Raw genomic sequence first — 26,580 nt, 5'->3', positions numbered from 1 at the left:
TCATGCCGCTCAGGGACATCAACGACCTGGAGAAGCTGAAGAAGATCAACGCAGCCCTTGTCAGCCGCGTCGAGCGCTCGATGGACCAGCAAGGCAACGCGTTCTCGCTGTTCCAGACCGCGATTTCGCTCGAGAATCGAGTGCGTACGCGCACCGAGGAACTGCACTCGACACTGCGTAGATTGGAACAATCCAACATCGATTTGAGCGCGGCCAAGGAAAACGCCGAACTGGCGAACCTGTCCAAGACCAGGTTCCTGGCAGCCGCCAGCCACGACGTGCTGCAACCGCTGAACGCCGCGCATCTCTCCGTCTCGGCGCTGGCCGAAGTGCAGACCAGCGACGAAGGCAAAAAACTGGTCCGGCAGGTCGAGCGGTCGCTGGAGACGATGGAGGATCTGCTCCGCACCCTGCTCGACATCTCCAAACTCGATGCCGGCGTCGTGCAGCCCGATATCGGCGACGTCAGCCTGGAGGTGCTGTTTTCGTCGCTGCGTTCGGATTTCCTGCCGGTCGCCGAATTGAAGGGCCTGACGCTAAAATTCCGGCCGGTCAACGCCGTCGTGCGTTCGGACCGCACCTTGCTGCGCCGCATCCTGCAGAACATCCTTTCCAACGCGCTGCGCTACACCCGCTCCGGCGGCGTGCTGGTCGGCACCAGGCATCGCGGCGACACGATCCGCATCGATGTCGCCGATACCGGCTGCGGCATCCCCGACGACCAGCGCGAGGCGGTGTTCGAGGAGTTCCACCGCGGCACGTTCCCGACCGATGCCGGGCTAGCCGGCGGTGGGCTGGGACTGGGCCTGGCCATCGTGCGCCGCATCGCCGCCGCACTCGGCCATCCCGTGACGTTTTCGTCGAAAGTCGGACACGGCACGATTTTCCACATCGACGTTCCGGTCGGGATCGGCGCCAGCGTCGATGCCATTGCCAGCAGCGCCGACATGGAGCGGCCGCGCGGCTACGGTCTGTTCGGCACGAAGGTGCTGCTGGTCGAGAACGACGTCGAGGTGCTGCAGGCGATGACATCCCTGCTCGAGCGCTGGCAATGCCTGGTGCGCCCTGCCACCTCGACCGATGCCGCGCTCGAGATGCTCGGCGATACGGACTGGGTGCCGGACATCGTCATCGCCGACCAGCATCTCGATGGCGGCGACCTCGGCACCACGACCATCGCCGAGGTCCGCGATTATCTCAGCCGCGCCGTGCCGGCGCTGATCGTCACCGCCGACGGTTCGGAGACCGTCGCCAAAGCCGCCCGCGCCGCCGGCATCGAGCTGATGCGCAAGCCGCTGAAACCGGCGCAGCTGCGCGCCCTGCTGGCGCATCTCTTGGCTTGATCCCAAAGACACGGGCAGAAGACCGCGAGCGACAGGAAAATGGTGCACTGTCACCGTGATTCCCGTCCTTGGCCGGAAAAGGTAAGTTCTCGGTGACGGTTTATTCACCCTAACGGGTGCGCCTTAAAACCCCGCCTGGCCGCGAAACAGCTCGGCGCTGTCGAGCTTCGAAACCTCGATGACGGCTTGCGTCCGGCTGTAGACGTTGAGCTTGCGCAGGATCTCGGAGACATGCGCCTTGACGGTGGTTTCGCCGACCTGCAGCTCGTAGGCGATCTGCTTGTTGAGCAGGCCCTGGCGCAGCATCTGCAGCACCCGCAATTGCTGCGGCGTCAGTTTGGCAAGCCGCTGCACCATCTCGGCGCGGTCGGTGCTGTCGGCGTCCGGCGGCTGGCCCTCATAGGTTTCGGGCACGTAGATCGCGCCTTCCATCACCGAGCGGATGGCGGCGGCCAGGTCGCTCTTGCGCGCCGATTTCGGGATGAAGCCGGCCGCCCCATAGGACAGCGCCTCGGAAATGATCTTGGGCTCCTCATGCCCCGAAACGATGACCACCGGCAGGCGCGGATAGCGGGTCCGAAGCTGCAGCAGTCCGTCGAAGCCGTGCACGTCGGGCATGCTGAGGTCGAGCAGCGCCAGATCGAACGGCTTGGCGTCCGCCAGGAGCTCGAACGCCTCGGTGATCGAGCGCGCCTCGACAGTGTCGACGTCCGGATAGGCCATTTGCACAGCGCTGTGCAGCGCCTCGCGAAACAGCGGGTGGTCGTCGATGATCAGAAACCGGGCGCGATCGTTGACTGCGGTCATGGCGTTCGTTTCAGTTCAGGGCAGGATAGAATAGCCCAGCGACCATGGCCAGATTATTGGCAAATAGTACATCGCCATCCCTGGCTGAAGGGCGGAGATGGCAATTTCAGGACCACCACGCCTTGCCCGGTCGTCCAAATCGGCCGAATGTGCAGGGATGAGCGACCTCATCCTGCATAACTACTACCGCTCCTCCACCTCCTACCGGGTGCGGATCGCGCTGGAGATGAAGGGCCTGACCTACCAATATGTGCCGCATCATCTGCGCCACGGCGAGCATCTCGAGCCAGCCTATCTCTCGGTCAATCCGCAAGGACTGGTGCCGGCGCTGATCCTGGGCGATGGCACGCTGCTGACGCAATCGCTGGCGATCATCGAATTTCTCGACGAGACCAGGCCCGAACCGCCTCTTTTGCCACAGGACGCGCCTGGCCGGGCCCGCGTCAGGATGCTGGCGCAGATGATCGCCTGCGACATCCATCCGGTGAACAACCTGCGCGTGCTGACGTCGCTGCGCACGCTGTTCGGCGCCGGCGACGAGGACGTCACCAACTGGTTCCGGCACTGGGTGAACGAAGGTTTCCAGCCGCTTGAAAAGATTCTGACTTCCTCGGCCGAAACCGGGGCATTCTGCCATGGCGAAACGCCGGGGTTGGCCGACATCTGCCTGGCCGCCCAGGTCACCAGCAATGCGCGTTTCGGCGTCGACCTGACGCCCTACCCGACGATCGCCCGCATCCACGCCGCCTGCATGGCGCTGCCGGCCTTCCAAAAGGCCGCGCCGGAGAACCAGATCGATGCCGAGTAGAGCAAGTTGGATTAGGGTGTTTGAGATTCAGGTCAGGCCGAGCCGAGAATGGTGGTTTCCGAGAACCGGAGCGGAGCGTACTTTTGGGTACGTGAGCACCGGAAGCGCAGGAAACCGCCGTTCGCAGGCCGGCATCACCTGAATCTCAACACATCCTAATGAGGAATTGCCGATGAAAGCCGTTGTCTTCGAAAAATTCGGCGAGGTGCCGACGATCCAGACTGTTGCCGATCCGGAGCCAGCACCGGGCGGCGTTGTCATCAAGGTCGAGGCGACCGGGCTCTGCCGCAGCGACTGGCATGGCTGGATGGGCCACGACGACGGCATCCGCCTGCCGCATGTGCCGGGCCACGAGCTTGCCGGCGTCGTGGTGGCCGCCGGCAGCCAGGTGACCCGCTGGAAGACCGGCGAGCGCGTCACCGTGCCGTTCGCCGTCGGCTGCGGCCGCTGCTTCGAATGCAGCTCCGGCAACCATCAGGTCTGCGAGCACCAGACCCAGCCCGGCTTCACCGGCTGGGGCTCGTTCGCCGAATATGTCGCCATCGACCATGCCGACACCAATCTGGTCCGCTTGCCGGACGAGATGGAATTCGCCACCGCCGCCAGCCTTGGCTGCCGCTTCGTCACCTCGTTCCGCGCCATTGTCGACCAGGGCCGGGTGACACCAGGCGAATGGGTCGCCGTGCATGGCTGCGGCGGCGTCGGCCTGTCGGCGATCATGATCGCCAGCGCCATGGGCGCCAACGTGATCGCCATCGACCTGACCGACGAGAAGCTGGACTTCGCCAAAAAAATCGGCGCGGTGGCGACGATCAATGCCGCCAGGACGCCGAACGTGGTCAAGGCGGTCAAGCAGATCACCAATGGCGGCGCGCACATGTCGATGGACGCGCTCGGCCATCCGACGACCTCGTTCAACTCGATCGCGAACCTGCGCCGGCGCGGCCGCCATGTCCAGGTCGGGCTGATGCTCGGCGATCACGCCAGGCCGCAGATCCCGATGGACAAGGTGATCGCCTTCGAGCTCGAAATCCGCGGCAGCCACGGCATGCAAGCCTACCGCTACCAGGCGATGATGGAGATGATCCGCACCGGCAAGCTGAAACCCGAATTGCTGGTCGGCAAGCGGATCAGCCTCGATGAGGCGCCCGCGGCCTTGATGGCGATGGGCGGCTTCGAAGGCATCGGCATCGGTGTGGTGACGAAGTTCTAGCCGTGCGGCTCCCCCTTCTCCCCTTGTGGGAGAAGGTGGCCGCGAAGCGGCCGGATGAGGGGTGCTCCAGCTTGGCACCAACAGCACTCCGGCCGGCACCCCTCTTCCGTCTTGGCGCTGCGCGCCAATCCACCTTCTCCCACAAGGGGAGAAGGAAGAAAGGCCGCCGCCTACCGCGCATATTTCTTCGCACCGACCACGCAAAGCACGACGGCGGCGGTGACGGCGATCATGGCGGGGCTGACTTGCTCGTGCAGCAGCATTGCCGCTAGCCCGAGGCCGAAGAAAGGCTGCAGAAGCTGCAACTGCCCGACCGCGGCGATGCCGCCTTGAGCCAGCCCGCGATACCAGAACACAAAACCAATCAGCATGCTGAACAGCGAGACATAGGCCAGGCCGATCCAGGCGGCCTTGCCGACGTTTTCGAGCGACGGCGGCATGGTGATGAGCGTCAGCGCCAGCATGACCGGCAGCGACAACACCAGCGCCCATGAGATCACCTGCCAGCCGCCAAGTTTGCGCGACAGCCTGGCGCCTTCCGCATAGCCCAGTCCGCACACGATGATTGCCGCCAGCATCAGCATGTCGCCAAGCGGCGAGGCCGAGACACTTTGGGTCACCGCAAATCCGGCAACCAGGGCGCTGCCAAGGCATGAAAACAGCCAGAAGGCCGGTTTGGGGCGATCGCCGCCGCGAATGACGCCGAAGATCGCGGTCGCCAGCGGCAACAGGCCGATGAAGATGATGGAATGGGCCGAGGTGACATGCTTGAGCGCCAGCGCGGTCAGCAGCGGAAAGCCGACCACGACGCCGAGCGCCACGACGGCCAGCGACAACAGATCCTGCCGTTCCGGGCGCCGCTGGCGAAAGACGAGCAGAAGCGCCAGGCCGAGGATGCCTGCCGTGGCAGCGCGGGCGACGGTCAGGAAGGCCGGATCGAAATCCATCACCGCAACCCGCGTTGCCGGAAGCGATCCGCTGAAAATCAGTACTCCTACGAATCCGTTGATCCAGCCGCCCGCCGTCTTGTCCATCGCATGCTCCTGATGTTCTCGCCCTCTATCGGGCCGGACCTATGGCGCCGCCAGAGACAATGAAGTACAGTTCGACAAAACTGTCATGGCAGATTGAGCAGTACGGATGGACGAGCAGACGACGGCAAATGTGGGCAGCGGGACGCTTGTCGAAAGCGTCATGGCGACGATCAGGCACAGGATCGCCGCGCGCAGCCTGACACCGGGAACACGATTGCCTTCGATCCGGGCTTTCGCGAAAACCATGCAGGTTTCGAAATCCACAGTGGTCGAAGCCTATGAGCGTCTTGCCGCAGAAGGCATCATCCGCTCGCGTCCAGGTTCGGGCTTTTATGCCGCCGGACCGTTGGCTCCCTTGTCGCTGGCCGAGATCGGCCCCAGGCTTGACCGTGCCGTCGATCCGCTCTGGGTTTCGCGCCAGTCGCTGGAAGCCGGCGACGGCGTGCTCAAACCCGGTTGCGGCTGGCTGCCGGCCGCGTGGATGCCGGAGGCCGGATTGCGCCGGGCGCTGCGGACAATGGCACGCGGCGATGATGTCACGCTGACCGATTACGGCACTCCGCTCGGGCTGCCGCCGCTGCGTCATCTGCTCGCCCGGCGCATGGCAGAGCACGGCATCGAGGCGTCTCCCGACCAGATCATGCTGACGGAATCGGGCACCCAGGCCATCGACCTCCTGTGCCGGTTCCTGCTCGAACCGGGCGACACGGTGCTGGTGGACGACCCCTGCTATTTCAACTTCCATGCCCTGTTGCGCGCTCATCGGGCCAAGGTGGTCGGCGTTCCCTATACGCCGTCGGGACCGGATATCGGGCTGTTCGCGCAGGCGCTGATCGAGCACCGGCCGCGCCTCTACATCACCAATTCCGCGCTTCACAATCCAACGGGTGCAATTCTGTCGCCGGTCGTCGCCCACCGATTGCTCAAGCTCGCCGACCAATCGGATCTGACGATCATCGAAGACGATATCTTTGCCGACTTCGAACACACCCCGGCACCCAGGCTGGCGGCGTTCGACGGTCTTGGTCGCGTCGTCCATATCGGCAGCTTCTCCAAGACGCTTTCGGCGTCGGTGCGCTGCGGCTTCATCGCGGCTCCGCGCGACTGGATGGAAGGGCTGACCGACCTCAAGATCGCCACGTCCTTCGGCAGCGGCAGGCTTGCCTCCGAACTGGTGCTGACGCTGCTGAAGGACGGCAGCTATCGCAAGCACGTCGATTTGCTGCGCACGCGGCTTTCACGCGCCATGGCTGAGACAGGCAGCCGCCTGAAGGCGATCGGCATCATGCCGTGGATCGACCAGCCGACCGGCATGTTCTTGTGGTGCAGACTGCCGGAAGGCGTCGATGCAGCGGAAATAGCCCGCCGCGCCCTGTCGGCCAATGTCGTGCTGGCGCCCGGCAATGCGTTCAGCCTGTCCCAAACCGCCAGCCGTTTCCTGCGCTTCAACGTCGCGCAGTCGGCGGATGAGAGAATTTTCAGGACGCTTGAAGAGGCGATGTCGCGTTGATTTTCCCGCACTGTCCCTTCTCCCCTTGTGGGAGAAGGTGGCCTCGCGAAGCGAGGTCGGATGAGGGGTGTTCCAGCTTGGCACCAACAGCACTCCGGCCAACACCCCTCAACCGTCTCGGCGCTGCGCGCCGATCCACCTTCTCCCACAAGGGGAGAAGGCAAGATGGCGCTTCGCCCCTCACGGCCCCGCCCGCCTGCGCCGCCGCTCATAGAGCATGACCAGGGTTTCGGCGGTCAGCGCCGGCTTCTTCTCACCTTCGATCTCGACGATGTTGGCCGCCTTCATCAGATACTGGCCGGGGCCCTTGTCCTCCATGGACAACAGCGTGATCCGCAGCCTGATGCGCGCGCCGGCCCTGACCGGCGCCAGGAACCGCACCTTGTCGAAACCATAATTGAACACGGCTTGCGTATTTTCGGGCACGATGCCCATGTCGAGCGCCAGCGCGCCGATGATCGACAGCGTCAGATAGCCATGCGCGATGGTGGCGCGGAACGGGCTCTGCCGCTTCGCCCGCTCTGGATCGACATGGATCCATTGCCGGTCGCCGGTGCATTCGGCGAACTGGTCGATGCGGCTCTGGTCGACCATCGTCCAGTCCGACACGCCAAGCTCCTGCCCTGTCATCGTCCTGAGCTGTTCGTAGGTCGGCGGCGGCCTCAGCCGTATTTGCGTCATTCCTGCTTTCCCGATCGCTTGCCCTGCCTCCGGACCACGAACCGGCCGCCTCTGTCAATTCGCTCAGTGTGTTCCGCCGCGATATCCTCGGCCGGATCGCGCCAGTGCCGGTGTAGAGCTGGCAACAGGATTATCGAGCAAGAGAACTTTGTGCGCCTCGGCGGGACCAACACCAAGGCTTTCACCAGCCGGGATGACGACAGAAAAGTCCAGCGGCTTGGGAACAGCCTACTTCTTGTCGTAGCCGCTGCGGATTTCCTCCATCGCCTCCTTGATGCGCTCGCGCAGGATCTCGACCGATTCGGTGCCGGATTTCCTGGCCAGCTCGGCCACCTCGCCGGCATTCTTCAATGCGGTTTCGAAGGATTTCCTGGCGAACGCCGTTTGCTTGGCCATCAGCTCCCGAGGATCGCCCGGCGCCCTGTAGCCCTGTGCCATGTCGGCGATCTCGTGCAGCGTGTCCTGCAGCATCTCGCGTTGCCTAGAGAGCATCGACGACGCTCCGGCAGCACTTGCCCTAGCCGACTTTTCCAGTGCTTCGAGGTTCTTGCGATGATGGCTGAGGATCGCCTCGACATCGACGCTCGGCAGCTTCAGGTCGCGGCCGAACCTGCCGAACATGTCGATGAAGGTGTCGGATTCCGGTCGCTTTGCCATGGTGGCGTCTCCCCTGTTGCTGCGAATGCGGCAGCTGAAGAGAACAATAGGGCACTGGAGCCCCACGGTCCATTCGGCCGCGCACACATCGCGCCTCAGCCGACGAGGAACAGCCGTTCCACCGTATGGAGCACGATGCCGGCCAGGCCGCCGATGACCATGCCGTTGAAGCGGATATATTGCAGATCCCTGCCGATGTTCATTTCGATCAGCCTGGTCAGCTGGGCAAGGTCCCAGCGCTTGACCTGATCGGCGATGAATTTCGAGACGCCGCTCTTCTGGCTTTCGACGAACGAAGACAACGCCACGACAAACCCCTGGTTCATGTCGGCCCTGATCTGCGCATCGCCGGCAAGATGGCGGCCGACCTCGACGAACATGCTGGCGAGATGGGCGCGGATCCTTGAATTCGGCGTCTTGGCGTCCTGCTCGATGAACAGGCTGAGGCTTTCCCACATGTCGCCGGCCAGCGCCTTCAGCTCCGGCCGGGCGAGGAAATCGCGCTTTAGTTTCTCGGCGCGCTTGGCGTATTGCTTGGACGTCCTCAGCCGCTCGACGAAGCTCAGGACAAAACGGTCGAATTCGGCGCGCATCGGGTGATCGGGATCGGCCCGCACCTCGTCGAGCAACGAACCGGCGGAGGCGACGATCTTCTTCAGCAGATAGGCGTCGGCGCGAAACAGGTTGAACAGCGACGGCAGTTCCTCGCGGATCTTCTCGCGCATCGTCGCTAGCGCCTGCTCGTCGCTCAGGAAACGGCCGACGACCTTGGTGAATTCGTCGAACAGCCTTTGGTGGCGGCGGTCGTCGGTCAGCGCCGACAGCAACTCGGCGGCGAGCGGCGCCAGCGGCACCTTTTCGATCTGCTCCAGAACGCGGCTGCTGACGAAGCCGCGCAGGCCGGATTGCTCGACGGCCGCCAGTGTCTGCGGCACCAGCCGGCCGACGAAATGCGACAGATCGGCGGCGCGGTTGGGGTCGGCCAGCCAGTCGGCGACGAGCGCGGAAAAATCGACCTCGGCAAGCTTTTCGCGCACCGGCTCGGGCGCCAGGAAATTGGCCTCGATGAAGCGGCCGAGATTGTCGGCGATGCGGTTCTGGTTCTCCGGGATGATCGCGGTGTGCGGGATCGGCAGGCCGAGCGGCCGTCTGAACAGCGCCACCACCGCATACCAGTCGGCCAGCCCGCCGATCGTCGCCGCCTCGGCGAAAGCAGCGACGAAACCCAGCCACGGATAGTGGCCCTCGAACGACTTGGCCACCGCAAAGATGAGCACGCAGAGGGCGAGCGCTGCGGTGGCGACGAATTTTGTGCGCCGAAGCGCCGAAAGTTTGGCCTCCGCGTCGGCATCGAAGCGGGCGGACGCCCAAGCCCGTGATGATTGTGACATGGATGAACTGCTCCTGGTCTATGTCGCGGAGTTAACTTAGTAATCCGCCCACCCGAATGCGCGCCATATCAGGGTCGTGGTTTGCACGACCGCCCACACAAAGCTGATAAAAATATTCAACTATTATGCGGTGCTTGTCTGGAATTATTCCAAGGTATAGGCCATATTAGGGTTGAGCTACTGCTTCGTGAGGACACAATGCGGCTGACACGCCAGACCAACTACGCCATGCGCATCCTGATGTATTGCGCCGCGAATACCGACCGGCTGAGCCGCATCCCGGAGATTGCGGCGGCCTACTCGGTGTCTGAACTTTTTCTCTTCAAGATCCTGCAGCCTTTGGTCGAGCATGGTCTGGTCGAGACGGTGCGCGGCAGGAACGGCGGCGTCAGGCTCGGCCGCGCGGCCGAATCGATCACATTGTTCGACGTCGTGCACGTGACCGAAGAGAGCTTCGCCATGGCTGAATGCTTCGAGAACGACGCTGCCGAATGTCCGCTGGTCGACAGTTGCGCACTGAATTCGTCGCTGCGCGAGGCGCTCAATGCCTTCTTCGCCGTGCTCGAGCGCTATACGATCGCCGACATGGTGGCAGCGCGCCCGAACGTGCGCCACCTGCTCGGCATCGACATGCTGGTGCAAAGGGCGCCGGCCGCCTGATCCGGGTCGAGCCATAGCCGAACAGCGCTTGCGCCGCCCCTCACCTCCTGCCGGCATCCTCTCCCCGTATAGTGACGGGGAGAGGGAGGCTCCCGTCGATGATTTCGCCAATCGCCAGCGTTGCAAAAGGGCGCCGGCTTTGCGGCCAGCCCCTTCTCCCCGTCACTATACGGGGAGAGGTGCCTGGCAGGGCGATGAGGGGCAGCGCCGACCCCTGCAAGTTGGAACGCGTTGGTTGCAGCCCGGCTGACTATCAGACCGACCTAAGCCGCTGACTGCGGCAGCACGAACGGCATGTCTCCGGCCGGCAGCACGCCGACCCGCAGCCGGCAATCGAACACTTTTTCGATCAGATCGTCACTCAGCACGTCCTGCGGTGAGCCGGTGGCGGCAAGCCTGCCGCGGTGCATGACAAAGATCCTGTCGACATACATCGCCGTCAAGTTGAGGTCATGCAGGATCGCGACAACGCCGCCGCCCCGCCTGGCGAAATCTCGGGCGATGTTCATGATGATCAATTGGTGCTTGATGTCGAGGCTGGAAACCGGCTCGTCGAGGAAGAGATAGCGCGGTTTGCCGTCGAGGACCGGCGCCCAGACCTGGCAAAGCACACGGGCCAACTGCACGCGCTGCTGCTCGCCGCCCGAAAGCTCCTGGTAGAAACGGCCGGCAAAGCCGTCGAGATCGACGCGCGACAGCGCCCGTTCGGGCAGGCGCTCGTCCTCGCCGGGCAGCGCGCCCGAGCGCCCGCCGAGCAGGCCAAGCCTGACGATCTCGCGCACCGTGAAGGGAAACGACAGCGTCGTCGCCTGCGGCAGCACGGCGCGCAGCATGGCGGCCTCGACCGGCTTCATCACCGACAGGTCGCGACCGTTGATGGTGACCTCTCCCGAATAGGCAAGATCGCCGGACAGCGCCCTCAGGAAGGTCGTCTTGCCCGAACCGTTGGGACCGACGATGGCCGCGATCTCACCGGGCCGCATGTCGAAATCGACATTGGCGACGATGCGCTTGCCGCCGATCGCCACCGAGACATCCCGCGCTGCGATCATGCCCGCACTTCGCTCATGAAAAGGCCTTCTCACAGGTCCCCCCTCTTCACAGGTCCCCCGCTTCACAGGTCAACGACGCCACGCTTGCGCAGCAGGATCCAGAGGAAGAACGGGGCGCCGGCGATCGCGGTGACGATTCCGATCGGCAGTTCCGCCGGCGCCACGATGGTGCGGGCGACGGCATCGGCCAGCAGCAGCAGGCAAGCGCCAAGCAGGGCCGAGGCCGGCAGCAGATAACGATTGTCCGGGCCGATGGCCAGGCGCAGCAGATGCGGCACGACGATGCCGACAAAGCCGATGCCGCCGCTGACGGCGACAGACGCCCCGACCGCCGCCGAGACGCCGACGATGGCCGTGTATTTCAGCCGCTGAACCGGAATGCCGAGATGGCCGGCGGTGGCTTCGCCCAGCGCCAGCGCGTTGAGGCCGCGCGCCACGAACGGCATCGCCGCCAGCGCCAGCACGATCACAGGCCCAACGGAGCCGATTTTTTGCCAGGTCGCGCCGGCGAGCGAGCCGAGCTGCCAAAAAGTCAGGTCGCGCAACTGCCGGTCGTCGGCCATGAAGATCAGGATACCAGTCAGCGCCATGGCAAGGGCCGCCAGCGCGATGCCGGCGAGCAGCATGGTGGCGACCGAGGTTTGGCCGCGCCGGGTGGCCACCTGATAAAGCACCAATGTCGTCGCCAGCCCGCCGCAGAACGCCGCCAGCGGCAGAGCGAGTGTGCCCAGCATCGAAGTTATCGGCGCCAGCACTGTGGCGCCAAGCACGATGACGGACACCGCGCCGAGGCTCGCTCCGGCCGAAACGCCGATGAGACCGGGGTCTGCCAGCGGGTTGCGGAACAGCCCTTGCATCACCGCGCCGGAGACGGCCAGTGCTGCGCCGATCAGCACACCGAGCGTGACGCGCGGCAGGCGGATGTCGTAGACGATCAGGCGGTCGCGCGCGCTCAGCGCCTCGTTGCCGGGTGCTGCACCCAACAGCCAGTCGCCGACGACGCTGACGGCCGAGGCATCGGATGCGCCTGAGGTCAGCGACAACAGGACGGCAACGGCAAGTCCGAGGAACAAAGCCAGGATGACGATGCGCGCGCGCCCAGAGCGGTCGCCGTCGGATGCTGTCGCCATGGTGCTCGAACCAGCGATCGATTGATCCACCATCGGGCGCCCGCTCAGTCCGCGGCCTGCCCGCCATAAAGCGAGGCGGCAAGGTCGTGGATGACGTCGGCGGTGCGCGGCCCGAAGCCGAGCAGATAACCGCCATCCATGCGGACCACCTTGCGCGCCGCGCCCGCCGGTGTCGACCGGATGGACGGGTGCGCGAACAATTCATCGTCCGATACGCCGGGGCCGGCATTGTTCATCATCAGGATCACGTCGGGCCTGGCGGTGATGACAGCCTCGTCGGACAGTTGCTTGTAGCCGGAATAGCCGTCGATCGCATTGACGCCGCCCGAAAGTCTGATGATGCCGTCGGCCGCGGTGTCGCCGCCGGAAGCGAGGATCTTGCCGCCCCGCATTGACAGAACGAACAGGACGCGCTTGCGGTCCTTGATCCCGAACGTCTGCTTTTCGGCGGCCTTCAGCTTGGCATCGATCTCGGCTGCCAGCGCATCGGCCTTGGCGTCTGCGCCAAGCGCCTTGCCGACGATGCGGATCTTTTCGAGAATGCCTTCGTGGTCGTAGCGCTCGGGCACCTCGATGAACGGGATGCTCGTCTTCTTCAGCACGTCGACGGTTTCCTTCGGCCCGCTGCCGTGCAGCGCCAGGATGCCCGACGGATTGACCGACAGGACGCCTTCCGGCGACAGCTGGCGCATGTAGCCGACGTCAGGCAGCTTGAGCGCCGCTTCGGGATAACGGCTGGTCGAATCGCGAGCGACCAGCCGGTCCTGCTCGCCGAGCGCAAAGACGATCTCGGTGATCGAACCGCCAATGGCCGCTATCTTCGACGGGTCCGCAAAAACCTCCGTGCCTTCGGCGGCGCGGGCCTGTAGCGCAAAGGCCACGCAAAGGCACATCGTGGCCCCGAGCGCCATTCTAAAAACACGCGCCCGTTCAAGCAAAGCAGCCATTGTCGTTGTCCTCAGGCTGCGGTCGGGCTTGGAATGCGCGGCAGGTTCTCTGCCAGAAACCGCCAGTCCTCGCGCTCGCTTTCGCCTTCGTGGCGCTGGCCGAAGAACTGGATGATCATCTTGCCGTCGGCGCCATAGGCTTCGAGAGACGTGACATGGCCATCCTTGGTCGGCTTGCGCACGGCCCAGACCTCTTGGATGCGGTCGGTCCGCAGATGCAGGTGGAAGGTCTCGTCCAAGACGTTGATCCACGGCCCCATCGGCTTGATCGACTTGATCGGGCCCGAATGGATCTGGATGCAGCCGCGATTGCCGACAAAGCACATGATCGGCATCTCGCCCTCGGCGGCATGATGGAACATGGCGCTGACGGCATCGTGGTCGAGCAGCCAGGCGTAATCCTGGCCAACCATGCGCAGCGCCTGGCGGCGGTCGAGCTTCAGCGTCTTCAGCATGCCGAAGAACTGATGCACGTCGGTCAGACGGCTCCAGCGGTCGCGCAGATCGTCGACGTCAGCGGAAGCGGCGGAAGCCTCGGCCTCGCTTTCAGGCCCGCCTTCTGAGATCGACCCTTCCTCTGAAATCGCGACGCTCGACTCCTGGTTCGGCGATTCCAGCTCGGCCACCAGCTTCTGATAGGCATAGAGGTTCGACGCCGGCCGCAGATGCACCTTGTGCACCGCCTCGCCTGCCGCATCGAAGAACTGCAGGCTGCGCCTGATATCGCCGCCGTCGCGCTTTTCGACGGCAAAGCCGTGCGCCCAGGCTTTCGGGAAGATGCGCAGGTCGATGTTCTCGCCAAGCACCATGGCATTGTGGTTGCCGGTCACGACCTTGTCGTAGACGCCGATCTTCTCGTGCACAGCGCTTTCATTGCGCGTCAGCGCCATAACCTCGCCGACGGCTTCGAGGCCGGTCAAAAGATCGTTGACGCGCGGCTCGACGCGGATGACGCTGTCGCCGCAATGCGCGGCGACCAGCTCGGCCTCCGAAATGCCAAGCTGGGCGGCGAGATCGCGCTCGCGCGTCTTCGGATTGTCTGCCCGCGCCCGCCGGATCTCGTGCGGCGCGGGCCTTACGCGCTGGTCCATATTTTTACTACCTACTTGTTGAGGATGAGCTTGCCCTGGCGGGTGATTTTTAGCCGGTAGAGCGCTCCGTGATGCTCGATGCCGATCTCGTGCTCGCCCTGGAACAGCGCGTTGCTGGACAGGGTCCTCACCGTCAACGGAACCCGATCGAAACGAGCCGAATTGTCGTCGGAACGGAGGACGCGATCGCGAAAGTCACTGGGCCGAAAGTCATTGGGCCGAAAGTCTTTGGGATTGTGCGTGTTCATCTGGTTCGATCCCTTTCCTGGGCCGGGCCTGGTCGGCTGGCGCGGCGCTGTGTGAAATGCCGATTCATTTCTTGACTTGAATACTCATGTTTACTAGTCAGTGCAATACCGGACTACATGAGTCAGGATTTAAGAAGCCGGACACGACGAAAAATGCCGGCGCGTCAAGCCGGCCAGCATCGAACCAGGATTTTTGGAGTTGGGGCATGGGGTTGGGGAATTGGGGACGGCTGGGTCTGGCGAATAGCAACCCAGATCCGAGGCATCGATCAATGGCAAAGCGCATGGCAGCATTGCTGGCGGGTGCTGCGGCGATCGCGCTGCTCACCCCGTCGGCCCATGCTCAGTCGGCCAATGCCCAACAGGCCGCCCAACCTGCAACAGATCAGCAGCAGGCCGAACAGGCGCAGACGCCTAAACAGGCTGTGACGGCCGCGGCAGGCGCAACGCTGCTCGACCAGATCCTGGTCGTCAGCCGCACCGGCGAGACGGCGATCGATTCCCTGGCTTCGGTCAGCCATGTCGATCAGGAGCAATTGCAACGCCGCATGGCGACGACGCCCAACGACATGCTGTTGGGTGTGCCGGGTGTAGCGGTCCAGGCCGACGCGAGGCGCGTCTCCTCCAGCATCAACATCCGTGGCTTGCAGGATTTCGGCCGCGTCGCGGTCATCGTCGACGGTGCGCGGCAGAATTTCCAGCGCTCCGACCACGGCCCGCAATCGACCTTCTATATCGACCCGGAACTCATCAAGTCCGTCGACGTCATTCGCGGCCCGGTCGCCAACACCTACGGCTCGGGCGCCATCGGCGGCGTTGTCCTGTTCGAAACCAAGGACGCGGACGACTATCTTCGCGACGGCGAGACATGGGCGGCGGCCGCGGCCGGGCGCTATGAGAGCAATGGCGAAGGCTGGACGACCAGCGCTGCCGGCGCCTACCGTTTCAACGAAAACTGGGATGTCCTCGGCAACATCGTCTATCGCGACTACGACGACTACAAGGATGGCGGCGGCGATACGGTCGACGGCACCGGCTTCGACGTTTTGAGCGGTCTGCTGAAGACAACCATCCGCCCCAACGAAAACAGCGAACTGAAGCTGGGCTGGAATGGCACGAGCGACGGCTGGAACGAGGTCAGCGGCGGCACGCTGGTGAATGACGTCGACCTGGAGGCGAATACCTTCACGGCGCGCTACAACATCACCGATGAAGACAAGAGCTGGCTCGATCTCCACGTCAACGCGTCCTACAACAAGACCAACATGGAGATGACGAGCCTGGTTCCGCAAAACCGCTTTGATCCAGTCACCGGTCTTCCCATCGTCCTGCCGGCGGGCTCGATGTCGACCTTCGATGTCGGCACTTCGGGCATCGACATCTGGAACACCTCGCGGTTCGAGACCGCCGGCATTGCGCACGAACTGACCTATGGCGGCGACTGGGTTGGCGACGACGTCGAGACCGGTGGCGCCGCGGGCGGCGCCAGTTTCTATACCCCTTCGGGCAACAGAAACGTTTCCGGCACCTACATCCAGGACAAGCTCACCTGGGACTGGCTCGAAATCATCGCCGGCCTGCGTTACGACAGCTACAAGCTCGAAAGCGATGTCGGCGAAACCTCCGGCGACCGGCTGTCGCCGCGCATCACCGTCGGCGTCTCGCCGTTCGAAACCGCCAGCCTTGCGGGACTGCAATTCTACGGCACCTATGCCGAGGGATATCGCTCCCCGTCGCTGTCGGAAACCCTCATCAGCGGCAACCATCCGGCAGGCGTCAGCTTTCCCTTCCTCCCCAATCCCGATCTGAAGCCTGAAACCGGCAAGACCGTCGAATTCGGTGTCAACTACAAGCACGACGACATCCTCGAAGCCGGCGACGCGTTTCGTTTCAAGGCGGCCTACTTCAACAACGAGGTCGACGACTACATCGAAGGCGTCACGCTATCGGCCTTCGATCCGACCAGCGGCTGCCCGTTCGGCCCCGGCATCCCGATCTGCTTCCAGTACCAGAACTTTGCAGAAGCCAGGATCCGCGGCTTTGAAATGGAAGGCGTCTATGACGCCGGCTGGGGTTTCGCCGGGCTTTCCGCATCGATCATCGATGGCCACACCATCTCCTACGACGGCGAGCGGGCAGACCTTGTCACCATCCCCTCTTCGCAGGTCACCGGGCAGCTCGGCTTCCGCTTTCTGGAGGACAAGCTGACCGTCGGCGGCGAGGTGCAGTATAATGGTAAGCCGAAGGGCAATCCGGTGGCCAGGGACTATACGCTGGTCAACGCCTTCGCCAGCTACCAGGCGACCGACAATCTCAAGGTCGACTTCCGTGCCGACAATTTGTTCGACGTCAAATACACCAACCCGTTGAATGCACCAGCCACTGTTGTAGTTTACGAGCCCGGCGTCACGCTCAAGCTGGCGGCGACAATGCGATTTGGAGGCTGACGACAATGACAAGCTTGACGGCATCGCTTCGCCTGCTGACCTCGGTGCTGGCCATGCCGCTTGCGATGGGTCCGGCGTGGGCGCAACAGTCTGCGCCGGCCCCTGCTCTCACGCTTGAGCTCAATGGCGCGCAGGCCTCCGAAAAGGGCTGCCGTCTGACGTTCGTGGTCAATAACACGCTCGGCGCCGACCTCTCGAAAGCGGCGTTCGAGATCGCGCTGTTCAACGAGGCCGGCGTCGTCGACCGGCTGACGGTGCTCGACTTCAAGGACCTGCCGGCGGGCAAGACCAAGGTGACGCGTTTCGATCTTGCCGGCGCCGACTGCGCCAAGGTCAGCCGCGTGCTGATCAACAGCTCGACCGAATGCGCCGGCACCGGCATCAAGCCGGACGCTTGCATGCGTGGACTGAAGACCGAGACCAAGACCGGTATCGCCTTCGGGGTCTGAGAAGGCAGCCCGCGCTGGCCGACCTGTTGCCGCTGGGGGCAAATGATGTTGATTTGACAAGTCCGCGCTGGTCGCGGCAGGTCTCGTCGCGAGCCATGCAGAAAATCATTCCCCTCCCCGACGCCGATGGCGAACTGGCGCTTGCGCCGACCGGAACGCTTGCGCCGGCCGCCCGACCGCCAGCCTTGAGCCCCAAATGGACGGCGGCGATCGTCGCCTCCTGCCTGTTTCATGCCGCGGTGGCGGCTGCTTTTCTCTTCGCACCTGCCGGCACGTTTGATGCCGGGGACGCAATCGAGGTGGAAGGCGGCGATCAAACCGGCGCCGACGTGGTCGGCAGCGCCTTGGATAGTCAGGGTGCGTTGAACGTCACCCTGGTGCCCGACCCGCGGCCAGCCAAGCCCGAGGTCAAGCCCAAGCCGCCTGCCGACCGGCCCACCGGGGACCGGCCCATTAGGGAAATGGCGGTGCAACCCCCCGCGCCCTTGCCGCAGATTGTCGAGCAACCCACTGCCACGCCAGACATGCTGATGGCCGAAACCCCACGGCTGGACGAGCAGAGCGTGGTTCCGAAGATCGAAACGCCGGCAGAGCCGGCTGCTCCGGCCGAAAGCACCGAGGCCGCTCCTGCCGATATCGGACAGCCGCCGATCCCGACGCCAAGGCCGAGCCCGACACCAGGTCCTGGCGGAGCCGACGAAACGAACGAGGCCCGCGGCGCGGCGGATGGCGAGGAACGCACCGCGGTGGCTTCCAGCAAGGGCAAGGAGCAGGCGGCGGCAGGCAATGCGATTGAATCCCGCTACAGCGGTGAAGTCCAGAAGAAGCTCGCCCGCGCCAACCGTCGTGTTTCGAAAGCGATACAGGCCAGCGCTCGCAACAATGCCAGGGTCGTTTTCGTTGTCATGGCCGACGGCAGCATCAGCGATATACAGCTTGCCGAAAGCTCAGGTTCTGCGGAGCTTGACCAATTCGCTTTAACACTGGTGCGCAAGCAGGCGCCGTTCCCTCCCATTCCAAGCGAAACCGGCAAGTCAAGTTGGGTGTTTAAAGCGCGGATCGGTCCATTTTAACAGCCTGGGCCTCATCGTTTCAGGCAATCCACCAAGCATCATAATTCGCAATCCCGGAAGGACGGCCAATGTACATCGCCATGAATCGCTTCAAGGTCCAGAATGGCTCGGAAGCCGCTTTCGAGGACATCTGGAAGAACCGTGATTCCAGCCTGTCCGAAATGAAAGGTTTCAAGGAATTTCATCTGCTGCGTGGTCCGGTCAACGAGGCCGAAGGTTACACGCTGTTCGCTTCGCACACGGTGTGGGCGAGCCATGAGGATTTCGTCGCCTGGACCAAATCCGAGAACTTCCGCGCCGCGCACCGCAACGCCGGCTCCACCAAGGTGCACTATCTCGGCCATCCGCAGTTCGAGGGCTTTTCGGTCGTCGAGGGCGCGTGAGTAGTCTCAGGCGACCCATGGTTCCCTTGGGCTTTTGCCGAACGATCGGCGCCTGACGGAATAGGGCGCCGTCGGCGAAGCTGCCAATCTCCCCCCTTGTGGGGGAGATGCCCGGCAGGGCAGAGGGGGGCGCTGTCCCGCCGGCCTGCTGATCAAAGGCATGCCTGCTCCTACCATCACTCTTTTCGCAGAACTTGACGCGTACAACTGGATCAATTTCAGACCGCAACCTTCGGCGCATGGCGGGCAGAAAAAAGCAAAGCCGGCGATCCTTCACGCCCCCCTCTGTCCTGCCGGACATCTCCCCCACGAGGGGGGAGATCGGCCGTCATCTCGGCCTTCGCCAATCGTGGGAATGCAGGAAAGCCCCGGCCGTCCCTTACGCCGCGGCCAGCAGGCTGGCATTGCCGCCGGCAGCCGTGGTGTCGACGCAGACGGCGCGCTCATGCGCATAGGCGGCCGGGTTGAGCACTTCGCTGACCAGCGGCACGATCGGGCCGGCGCGATCGGCGATCACCTTGCGCACGATGCGAGCGGCCTCAGGCGTGCCGGAAAAGGCAACGACGTCGACACGCAGCGCGCGTGCCTCGACCGGGTCGGGCCGGCCGTCAATGGCCGCCAGCGGCAGGCCTTTGCCGGTCAGTGATGACAGTGCTGCCGGCGCACCCGGCGCGACGGCCAGCACCGCATTGCCGGCGGCGAGCGCCTGGATGGTCTGGGCAAGCAGCGTGTCGGCGTCCGGTCCGAGGCAGAGCACGCGGCCGCGCGGCGACAGCGACAGCGTGTTGGCCTCGCCGGTCGGTCCGGGCAAATCGACCTGGCCGAAATCGATGCTTGCGGCAGCACCGATGGCCGCAGCACCCTTGCCGCGCAAATGCTTCCTCAGCACCGCCACCCGATCCGCCCGCGTCGACCAGCCGCCAAGCGTCGGGTCCGGCAGATTGTCGGCAAGTTCGGTCGCCGTCACCTTGCGGCCGTCAAGAACAGGCGTGCCCGCCTGCGGCCCCTTGCGGAACCGCCTGAGATAGTGCGGCCCGCCGGCCTTCGGCCCGGTACCGGAAAGTCCTTCGCCGCCGAACGGCTGAGAGCCGACCACGGCGCCGATCTGGTTGCGGTTGACATAGATGTTGCCGGCATGGATGCCGTCGACGAAATGCTGGGCGCGGCCTTCGATGCGGGTGTGCAGGCCGAAGGTCAGGCCATAACCCTTGCGGTTGATCGCGGCGATGACCCCGTCGATATCGTCGGCGTCGAAGCTGGCGACATGCAGCACCGGCCCGAACACCTCGCGCTCGATGTCCTCGATGCCCTTAACCCGAAACACATGCGGCGCCACGAAGCGGCCCGGCTTCGGCGCTTCGAGCTTGGCGATCAGCCGGCCTTGCAGGCCCATGTCGGTGCAATAGTCGCGGATCGATTTTTGTGCCTCCTCGTCGATGACTGGCCCGACATCGGTCGAGATCCGCCAGGGATCGCCGACGCTGAGCGCTTCCATCGCGCCTTTCAGCATGTCCAGCATCTTCTTCTCGACGTCCTTCTGCACGTAGAGCACGCGCAGCGCCGAGCAGCGCTGGCCGGCGCTCTGGAAGGCCGAGGCCAGGATGTCGCGCACCGCCTGCTCGGGCAGCGCAGTGGAATCGACGATCATCGCATTCAACCCGCCGGTCTCGGCGATCAGCATGGCGTCGGGCGCGGCAGTCTCGGCCAGCTGCTTCTCGATCAGCTTGGCGACGTCGGTCGAGCCGGTGAAGCAGACGCCGGCAATGCGCGGATCGGCGGTCAGCGGGCCGCCGACCGAGGGACCGTCGCCGGGCAGAAGCTGGATGACGTCTTCCGGCACGCCGGCTTCGCGCAGCAATTCGACCGCACGGAAGGCAATCAGCGGCGTTTGCTCGGCCGGCTTGGCGATGACCGAATTGCCGGTGACGAGTGCTGCCGCAATCTGGCCGGTGAAGATGGCGAGCGGAAAATTCCATGGCGAGATGCACGCGATCACGCCGCGCGCCTCAGTTCCCGTTTCGGCATTGGCCGCCTCGATCGCGTAATAGCGCAGGAAATCGACCGCCTCGCGCACCTCAGCGACGCCGTCGGCCAGGGATTTGCCGGCCTCGCGTGTGGCGAGCGCGAAGAATTCGATGGCGTTGGCCTCATAGAGGTCGGCCGCGCGGTTGAGGATGGCGGCGCGCTCGGCGACGGCGCGCTTCGCCCAGGCCGGTTGCGCCTCCATGGCGATGCGCATGGCGGTCGCAACCTGTTTGGCGGTAGCCTCGCTGACCGTGCCGACCACTTCCTCGGGCTTTGCCGGATTGACCACCGGACGCTGATTGCCGTAGCCGGCGGCACGGGTGATCGGCCTGGCGTGCCAGCGGTCCGGCCCGGCGAATTCAGCCCTGGCCTTGTCGATCGCGGCCAGCGTCACCGGATCGGTGATGTCGAACCCCTTCGAATTGCGGCGGGCAGCACCGAAGATCGCCGACGGGCTGGGAATCGCCGGATTGGCGGCCGGCCTCTGTTTCTCGACGGTTTCGAGCGGGTCGCGGGCAATATCCTCCGGCTCGACCTCCTCGTCGGTGAGTTGGTGGACGAAGGAGGAGTTGGCGCCGTTTTCGAGCAGCCGGCGGACCAGATAGGCAAGCAGGTCGGAATGCGCGCCGACCGGGGCATAGATGCGGCAGCGCGTGCCCTCGGCCCGCCGCACCGTCTCGTGCAGTGCCTCGCCCATGCCGTGCAGGCGCTGGAACTCGAAGGAGTCGCGATCGCCGGCCATCGACAGGACGGCGGCGACGGTGTGGGCGTTGTGGGTGGCGAATTGCGGATAGATGCGGTCGGTCATCGACAGCAGCTTTTTCGCGCAGGCCAGATAGGACACATCGGTGTTGGCCTTGCGGGTGAACACCGGATAGCCGTCGAGCCCGAGCGCCTGCGCCCGCTTGATCTCGGTGTCCCAATAAGCGCCCTTGACCAGCCGCACCATGATGGTGCGGTCGTGCTTCTTCGCCAGCGCATAGAGCCAGTCGATGACGAAGGCGGCGCGTGGACCGTAGGCCTGGACGACGACGCCAAAGCCGTTCCAGCCGGCGAGCTCCGGCTCGGCCAGCACCCGCTCGATGATTTCGAGCGACAGGTCGAGGCGGTCGGCCTCCTCGGCGTCGATGTTGAGACCCATGCGCGAATGGCGCGCCGCCAGCGCCAGCGACAAAAGCCGCTCGGCCATCACAGGCAGCATCTTTTCCTTCTGCGTCGCCTCGTAGCGCGGATGCAGCGCCGACAGCTTGACCGAGATGCCGTGATTCTGGCGGATGTCGGGGCCGTTGGCGCCGGCATCGAGCGACGAGATGGCGTCGGCATAGGCCTTGAGATAGCGCAGTGCGTCGGCCTCGGTGCGAGCCGCTTCGCCCAGCATGTCGAAGGAATAGAGATAGCCTTTCTGGGTCATCGGCCGGCCGCGCTTGACGGCCTCGGCAATCGTGCGGCCGAGCACGAACTGCTCGCCCATTTCGCGCATGGCGGCGGCGACCGCCCTGCGGATGACCGGCTCGCCCAGCCGGCGCACCATGGCGCGCAGCGTGCCTTCGATGCCGTCCTCGCCTTCATCGAGCACCCGGCCGGTCAGCATCAGCGCCCAGGTCGACGCATTGACGAAGATCGAGCTCGAGCCGCCCGAATGCGCCGACCAGTCGTGCGGCGCGATCTTGTCGGCGATGAGGTCGTCCATCGTCTCGGTGTCCGGCACCCGCAGCAGCGCTTCGGCCAGGCACATCAGCGCGACGCCCTCCTTGGTGGACAGGCCGTAAGCGGACAAAAAGACTTCCATCAGCCGCGGATCGGACGAGCCGCGCACCGCCCGCACCAGATCGGCGGCGCGGGCCGAGATTGCCTTGCGCTCTTTCGTCGAAAGGCCCGTCGCCTCGGCCAACCGCTTCACGGCCTCGTCTTCGTCAGGCAAGTAATTGGCACGGATCTGCTGGCGGATGGCTTCGAGCGCTGGCATGACGGTCCTGTGGAGCGAGCATCAGTGAGCGGTCCGGCGGTCACCGGACCGAATGACGCAAGCTAGCACAAAGCGTGGTTTCGATCGGTCCAAAGAAATCGACAGGAGAGGTCGATTGATCTATCATTTGGGCGGATTTCCTCCAATTTGACCAGATATTTGATGACAGAAGACCAATTGGACCGCATCGACAGGAACATCCTTTCGGCGCTGGGCAGCGACGGCCGGCTTTCGATGTCGGAACTCGCGGCAAAGGTCGGCCTGTCGAAGACGCCGGTGCAGGCGCGGGTCAAGCGGCTGGAAAAGGACGGCATCATCCGAGGCTACCAGGCGATCGTCGACCGTGAGCGGATGGGCGAAGGCCATGTCGCCTTCGTCCAGGTGAAACTGTCGGACACCCGCTCGGCCGCGCTCGACGCCTTCAACCGCGCCGTGCAAGCGGTGCCGGAGATCGAGCAATGCCACATGATGGCGTCGAGCTTCGACTATCTGCTGAAGGTCCGCACCACCGACATCGCCGCCTACCGCCGCGTGCTTGGCGAGCGCATCTCCGCTCTGCCCCACGTCGCCCAGACCTCGACCTTCGTGGCGATGGAGACGGTCAAGGACCGGTAGTAAAGCGCTGATGCATTGACGTCGGCGGGACAGCGCCCCCTCTGTCCTGCCGGACATCTCCCCACTTGGGGGAGATCGGCGGCTTCGGCGACAGTGCCCCTTTTCTTGAATGTTGAAAATTGGCGAAAGCCGAGGGGCAGCCAATCTCCCCACTCGTGGGGGAGATGTCCGGCAGGACAGAGGGGGGCGCGAAGGATCGCTACCGAGCAGCTGGTCCCTCACTCCGCCAGCGTCTTCAAGAACGCCACCAGTGCCGCGCGCTCGCGGTCCGAAAGCTGCAGCGGGTGGATCTCGGATACACCCTCGACACTGGCAGGCGCCTTCGAATAATGCGCCACAACCTCCTCGAGCGAGGAAAACTGCCCGGCATGCATGTAGGGCGCACGGGTGGCGGCGCCGCGCAGCGACGGCGTCTTGTAGGCGCGGACGAGTTCCGGCCCGGCCTTGACCATGAAGCGCAGCTCGCCGCAGGCGCTGGCGCCACCATCGCGAAACGCGCCGAAACAGTTGAACGGATCGGCCTCGACTTGGCGTACCGCGTCTATGCGGCCGCGATCCGGCGGCAGGTTCGCCACCGACGGCACGCCGGTGTTGTGAAAACCGCCGTCCGTAAAACGCGGCCCGTTATGGCAGGTCACGCAATTGGCCCTGCCGATGAACAGCTTTAGCCCGAGGATTTCTTCGGGCGACAAGGCATCGCCGCCTTGCGGCGCCTGTATACGGGTATCCAAAGCGGCGGCGAACCGGTCGAAGCGCGTCTGCGGTGGCGCGATCGATCGCTCGAAGGCGGCGATCGCCTTGCCGATATTGGCGAAGACGCGGTTGACGTCCTCGGCTTGCGCATCGGACATGGCATTCCAGGCAGCCTTCTCGGCATCGCCGCCGAGCGGACTGGCATTGGCCGGCACATTTGAAAGGTCTGGCAGCGGCCCGAAGATGCGCTCGTAGCGCTCGCCGAATCGCGCCTTGATATAATGCGCGTAGGCGGCGCGGTTGCCGGCCTGCTCCAGCGGATTTTCCAGCGGCGCCAGCGCCTGCGCCCAGAGACTGTCGCGCCGCCCGTCCCAGAAGAACCATGCGTCATGTACAACGCCGGCCAGCGGCATGGTGCGCCGGTTGGTGCGGCCGACACCGACCGCTCGCGGCAGATCGTCCTGGAACTGCCGGTCGATCTTGTGGCAGGTCGAGCAGGAAACCTTGCCGTCGCCGCTCATCCCGGGGTCGAAAAACAGCGTCGCGCCGAGCGCGGCGGCAGCCGGCACGTCGGCGAAGCGGTTGGTGGTGTCGGTTTTCAGCGGCGGCAGGGCTGACAGCGCCAGCGAGGCGATGGTCTTCTTTTCGGCATCGGAAAACTCAGGCTTGCCGCAGCCGGCAAGCACAGCCATCGCCAGCAGCGCGAAAAGTCGCGGAAAGCGGTTCATCTTGCTCCAGCGCTCAGAGCAACACATTGAAGACCACCGTGTCGGATCCGGCCGCCGCGGAAATGGCGAAATGCAGTTGCCACAATCCGCTCATTGTGAATTTCACCCCGCCGATGCGATAGCGGCCATCGCCCAGATAATCGGTCGCATGCGGGCTGGTTGGCAGACCGTGCCTGTGCTGCGGCATGCCGCCGGATATCGAGATCGCAGCGCCCTCCACCGGGGTGCCCGCATTTGTCTTCAGGGTCAGCAGCCAGGATTGCAGCTCGCCTTGACGGACAACGCCCCGCTCCGGCTCGAAACTGGCTACGAACAGGCCGTTCGCCGTCTCTTTCGAACGGGCAATCTCGGAGCCGGCGAGCCGAGGCGCTTGCGGCGCGGTCACATAGACGGCGGCGAGAATGCCGGCCAGCAAGGCAGCCAGACCAACACCTGCCAGAACGTTGCGCCATAACGATGCCAAACCGTTTCCTCTTCCGGATATAACGCCCGCTGGGTAGATTTGCGTCCCGCCGCTTAGTTGAGAAAACGCCGCTGGCGCAAAAATCCTCTGCCGCCAAGCATGGCGCTGCCGCTCGCAAAAAGCTACAGCACCGGGTCTTTGGTTTGTGCATGTCGTGATCCCAAAACCGCCGCGCAGGCTGTGGGCGACATGCACCAGGAGAGAGAGTACATGGCAGGAAACGGCGTCGCTTCGATCGGTGAATGCATGCTCGAGCTTTCAGGCCAAGCCGGGCCGAACTGGCGCATGGGCTTTGCCGGCGACACGTTCAATACGCTGTGGGCGCTGCATGCGCTGAGCGGTGACCGGCCAGCGACCTATGTGTCGGCGTTCGGCGACGACCCGTTCTCGCGCGACCAGAGCGATTTCTTCGCGCAAAACGGCATCGGCATCGGCGCCAGCCCGATTATACCAGGCGCCCGGCCTGGCCTCTATGCAATCACGCTGACCGGCGCCGAACGCTCCTTCACCTACTGGCGCGGCGACGCAGCCGCGAGACAGCTTGCATCCGACGCGGCCGCTTTGGCGAAAAATCTTGAAAATCAGGCGCTTGTTTACTTTTCCGGAATCACTTTGGCAATTCTGGACGACGCCGCGCGCAAGACACTTTTGGCGGCGGTGGCCAAGGCGCGCGCCGCCGGAACGCTTGTCGCCTTCGATCCCAATTATCGGCCGCGGCTGTGGCGCCGGCGCGAGGAAGCACAGACCGCGATCCTCGATGCGCTGGCAGTCTCTGACATCGCGCTGCCGACCTTTCCCGACGAGCAGATGCTGTTCGGCGACGCAGCGCCGCAGAAAACCTCGGAAAGGCTGCGAAAGCTGGTCGGCGAAGTCGTTGTCAAGAACGGCGAGGAGCCGGCGCTGATCGCCGCAGACGGCACCCTGCAACCGGTTCCGGCCGTGCATGTCGCCGCCCCCGTCGATACGACCGGCGCCGGCGATTCCTTCAATGGCGCCTATCTCGCCGCCCGGCTTGCCGGCGATGCCCCAACCGAGGCCGTGTTGCGCGCGCATCGCGTCGCCGCCGCCGTCGTCCAGGTGCGTGGCGCGCTGGCGCCATTCGAGACGTTAAGGGCAGCGTTCGGGGATTAGAACCGACAACCGCCGACAAGCTCGCAGCCCAGGCG

At 64.4% G+C, this 26,580-nt stretch carries 24 protein-coding genes; 11 read left to right on the top strand and 13 right to left on the bottom strand.

The annotated features are described in order from the left end of the window. The first annotated feature begins 2 nt into the window (after nt 1–2). The gene (locus tag AC0L3O_RS08775) at nt 3–1,343 is read left to right on the top strand and encodes an ATP-binding response regulator (RefSeq protein WP_287257882.1); all 1,341 of its coding nucleotides are present in this window, start codon (nt 3–5) and stop codon (nt 1,341–1,343) included. Between the two features lie 123 nt (nt 1,344–1,466). Here AC0L3O_RS08775 and AC0L3O_RS08770 read toward each other — a convergent pair whose 3' ends face one another. Beyond that, nucleotides 1,467–2,150 carry a response regulator gene (locus tag AC0L3O_RS08770; protein ID WP_023803603.1) on the bottom strand — a complete coding sequence of 228 codons (684 nt, stop codon included), beginning with the start codon at nt 2,148–2,150 and terminating at the stop codon, nt 1,467–1,469. Between the two features lie 157 nt (nt 2,151–2,307). On the opposite strand from AC0L3O_RS08770, the gene maiA reads away from it, so the two are divergent. Both maiA and AC0L3O_RS08760 read left to right on the top strand, forming a co-directional pair. Further along, a complete protein-coding gene (gene maiA / locus AC0L3O_RS08765) occupies nt 2,308–2,958 on the top strand; it encodes a maleylacetoacetate isomerase (protein WP_473615363.1) in 651 nt (216 codons plus the stop codon). Nucleotides 2,959–3,130: 172 nt separating this feature from the next. Beyond that, nucleotides 3,131–4,171, top strand: coding sequence for a zinc-dependent alcohol dehydrogenase family protein (locus AC0L3O_RS08760; protein WP_027156160.1), 1,041 nt, complete (start codon nt 3,131–3,133; stop codon nt 4,169–4,171). 170 nt (nt 4,172–4,341) lie between these two features. On the opposite strand, the gene AC0L3O_RS08755 is transcribed toward AC0L3O_RS08760, so the two are convergent. After that, entirely contained in the window at nt 4,342–5,205 is an 864-nt protein-coding gene (locus AC0L3O_RS08755; RefSeq protein ID WP_287240669.1) for a DMT family transporter, read from the bottom strand. Nucleotides 5,206–5,311: 106 nt separating this feature from the next. Here AC0L3O_RS08755 and AC0L3O_RS08750 point away from each other — a divergent pair, with 106 nt between their 5' ends. Then, nucleotides 5,312–6,715: an aminotransferase-like domain-containing protein gene (locus AC0L3O_RS08750; protein ID WP_473615361.1), complete on the top strand. Its 1,404-nt coding sequence runs from the start codon at nt 5,312–5,314 to the stop codon at nt 6,713–6,715. Nucleotides 6,716–6,895: 180 nt separating this feature from the next. On the opposite strand, the gene AC0L3O_RS08745 is transcribed toward AC0L3O_RS08750, so the two are convergent. The 3 genes from AC0L3O_RS08745 to AC0L3O_RS08735 form a co-directional block, all read right to left on the bottom strand. Next, nucleotides 6,896–7,396, bottom strand: a complete 501-nt coding sequence (locus AC0L3O_RS08745; RefSeq protein WP_473615360.1) for a MaoC family dehydratase — start codon at nt 7,394–7,396, stop codon at nt 6,896–6,898. Nucleotides 7,397–7,624: 228 nt separating this feature from the next. Next, nucleotides 7,625–8,053, bottom strand: a complete 429-nt coding sequence (locus tag AC0L3O_RS08740) for a phasin family protein (protein ID WP_473615358.1) — start codon at nt 8,051–8,053, stop codon at nt 7,625–7,627. A gap of 95 nt (nt 8,054–8,148) precedes the next feature. Further along, nucleotides 8,149–9,444, bottom strand: a complete 1,296-nt coding sequence (locus AC0L3O_RS08735; RefSeq protein ID WP_473615357.1) for a DUF445 domain-containing protein — start codon at nt 9,442–9,444, stop codon at nt 8,149–8,151. A gap of 198 nt (nt 9,445–9,642) precedes the next feature. Between AC0L3O_RS08735 and rirA the strand changes: the two genes are divergently transcribed. Further along, nucleotides 9,643–10,104 (top strand): iron-responsive transcriptional regulator RirA, encoded by a 462-nt coding sequence (gene rirA / locus AC0L3O_RS08730; protein ID WP_473615356.1) that lies wholly within the window; start codon nt 9,643–9,645, stop codon nt 10,102–10,104. Between the two features lie 263 nt (nt 10,105–10,367). Here the strand turns inward: rirA and AC0L3O_RS08725 are convergent, their stop codons facing one another. The 5 genes from AC0L3O_RS08725 to hemP form a co-directional block, all read right to left on the bottom strand. Beyond that, entirely contained in the window at nt 10,368–11,156 is a 789-nt protein-coding gene (locus tag AC0L3O_RS08725; protein ID WP_473615354.1) for a heme ABC transporter ATP-binding protein, read from the bottom strand. A gap of 62 nt (nt 11,157–11,218) precedes the next feature. Further along, nucleotides 11,219–12,319: a FecCD family ABC transporter permease gene (locus AC0L3O_RS08720; RefSeq protein ID WP_419693602.1), complete on the bottom strand. Its 1,101-nt coding sequence runs from the start codon at nt 12,317–12,319 to the stop codon at nt 11,219–11,221. Nucleotides 12,320–12,330: 11 nt separating this feature from the next. After that, nucleotides 12,331–13,197, bottom strand: coding sequence for a heme/hemin ABC transporter substrate-binding protein (locus AC0L3O_RS08715; RefSeq protein ID WP_473615401.1), 867 nt, complete (start codon nt 13,195–13,197; stop codon nt 12,331–12,333). A 47-nt stretch (nt 13,198–13,244) separates the two neighbouring features. Continuing rightward, nucleotides 13,245–14,324, bottom strand: a complete 1,080-nt coding sequence (locus AC0L3O_RS08710; RefSeq protein WP_473615353.1) for a hemin-degrading factor — start codon at nt 14,322–14,324, stop codon at nt 13,245–13,247. An 11-nt stretch (nt 14,325–14,335) separates the two neighbouring features. Then, the gene (hemP, locus tag AC0L3O_RS08705) at nt 14,336–14,572 is read right to left on the bottom strand and encodes a hemin uptake protein HemP (RefSeq protein ID WP_473477969.1); all 237 of its coding nucleotides are present in this window, start codon (nt 14,570–14,572) and stop codon (nt 14,336–14,338) included. 206 nt (nt 14,573–14,778) lie between these two features. On the opposite strand from hemP, the gene AC0L3O_RS08700 reads away from it, so the two are divergent. The 4 genes from AC0L3O_RS08700 to hmuQ all read left to right on the top strand — a co-directional run bounded on the left by AC0L3O_RS08700 (nt 14,779) and on the right by hmuQ (nt 18,924). After that, nucleotides 14,779–17,019, top strand: a complete 2,241-nt coding sequence (locus AC0L3O_RS08700; RefSeq protein WP_473615352.1) for a TonB-dependent hemoglobin/transferrin/lactoferrin family receptor — start codon at nt 14,779–14,781, stop codon at nt 17,017–17,019. Between the two features lie 5 nt (nt 17,020–17,024). After that, nucleotides 17,025–17,468 (top strand): hypothetical protein, encoded by a 444-nt coding sequence (locus AC0L3O_RS08695; protein WP_236376692.1) that lies wholly within the window; start codon nt 17,025–17,027, stop codon nt 17,466–17,468. A 299-nt stretch (nt 17,469–17,767) separates the two neighbouring features. After that, the gene (locus tag AC0L3O_RS08690; RefSeq protein ID WP_473615350.1) at nt 17,768–18,541 is read left to right on the top strand and encodes an energy transducer TonB family protein; all 774 of its coding nucleotides are present in this window, start codon (nt 17,768–17,770) and stop codon (nt 18,539–18,541) included. A gap of 68 nt (nt 18,542–18,609) precedes the next feature. Next, the gene (gene hmuQ / locus AC0L3O_RS08685) at nt 18,610–18,924 is read left to right on the top strand and encodes a heme-degrading protein HmuQ (RefSeq protein ID WP_128176755.1); all 315 of its coding nucleotides are present in this window, start codon (nt 18,610–18,612) and stop codon (nt 18,922–18,924) included. Between the two features lie 379 nt (nt 18,925–19,303). Here hmuQ and putA read toward each other — a convergent pair whose 3' ends face one another. After that, entirely contained in the window at nt 19,304–22,915 is a 3,612-nt protein-coding gene (putA, locus tag AC0L3O_RS08680; RefSeq protein ID WP_473534049.1) for a bifunctional proline dehydrogenase/L-glutamate gamma-semialdehyde dehydrogenase PutA, read from the bottom strand. 162 nt (nt 22,916–23,077) lie between these two features. On the opposite strand from putA, the gene AC0L3O_RS08675 reads away from it, so the two are divergent. Then, nucleotides 23,078–23,530 carry an Lrp/AsnC family transcriptional regulator gene (locus AC0L3O_RS08675; protein WP_023803583.1) on the top strand — a complete coding sequence of 151 codons (453 nt, stop codon included), beginning with the start codon at nt 23,078–23,080 and terminating at the stop codon, nt 23,528–23,530. 218 nt (nt 23,531–23,748) lie between these two features. Here the strand turns inward: AC0L3O_RS08675 and AC0L3O_RS08670 are convergent, their stop codons facing one another. Further along, nucleotides 23,749–24,951, bottom strand: a complete 1,203-nt coding sequence (locus tag AC0L3O_RS08670) for a cytochrome-c peroxidase (protein WP_473532307.1) — start codon at nt 24,949–24,951, stop codon at nt 23,749–23,751. A gap of 13 nt (nt 24,952–24,964) precedes the next feature. Further along, on the bottom strand, nt 24,965–25,414 hold the full coding sequence (locus AC0L3O_RS08665) for a FixH family protein (protein ID WP_023803581.1): 450 nt from the start codon (nt 25,412–25,414) through the stop codon (nt 24,965–24,967). 210 nt (nt 25,415–25,624) lie between these two features. Here AC0L3O_RS08665 and AC0L3O_RS08660 point away from each other — a divergent pair, with 210 nt between their 5' ends. Continuing rightward, nucleotides 25,625–26,545 carry a sugar kinase gene (locus tag AC0L3O_RS08660; protein WP_473534050.1) on the top strand — a complete coding sequence of 307 codons (921 nt, stop codon included), beginning with the start codon at nt 25,625–25,627 and terminating at the stop codon, nt 26,543–26,545. Nucleotides 26,546–26,580: the final 35 nt, after the last annotated feature.

The sequence above is a fragment of the Mesorhizobium sp. WSM4810 genome (genome assembly GCF_055811235.1).
Note: the sequence above shows the minus strand (reverse complement) of the source record. Positions and strands in the feature narration are given on the sequence as shown.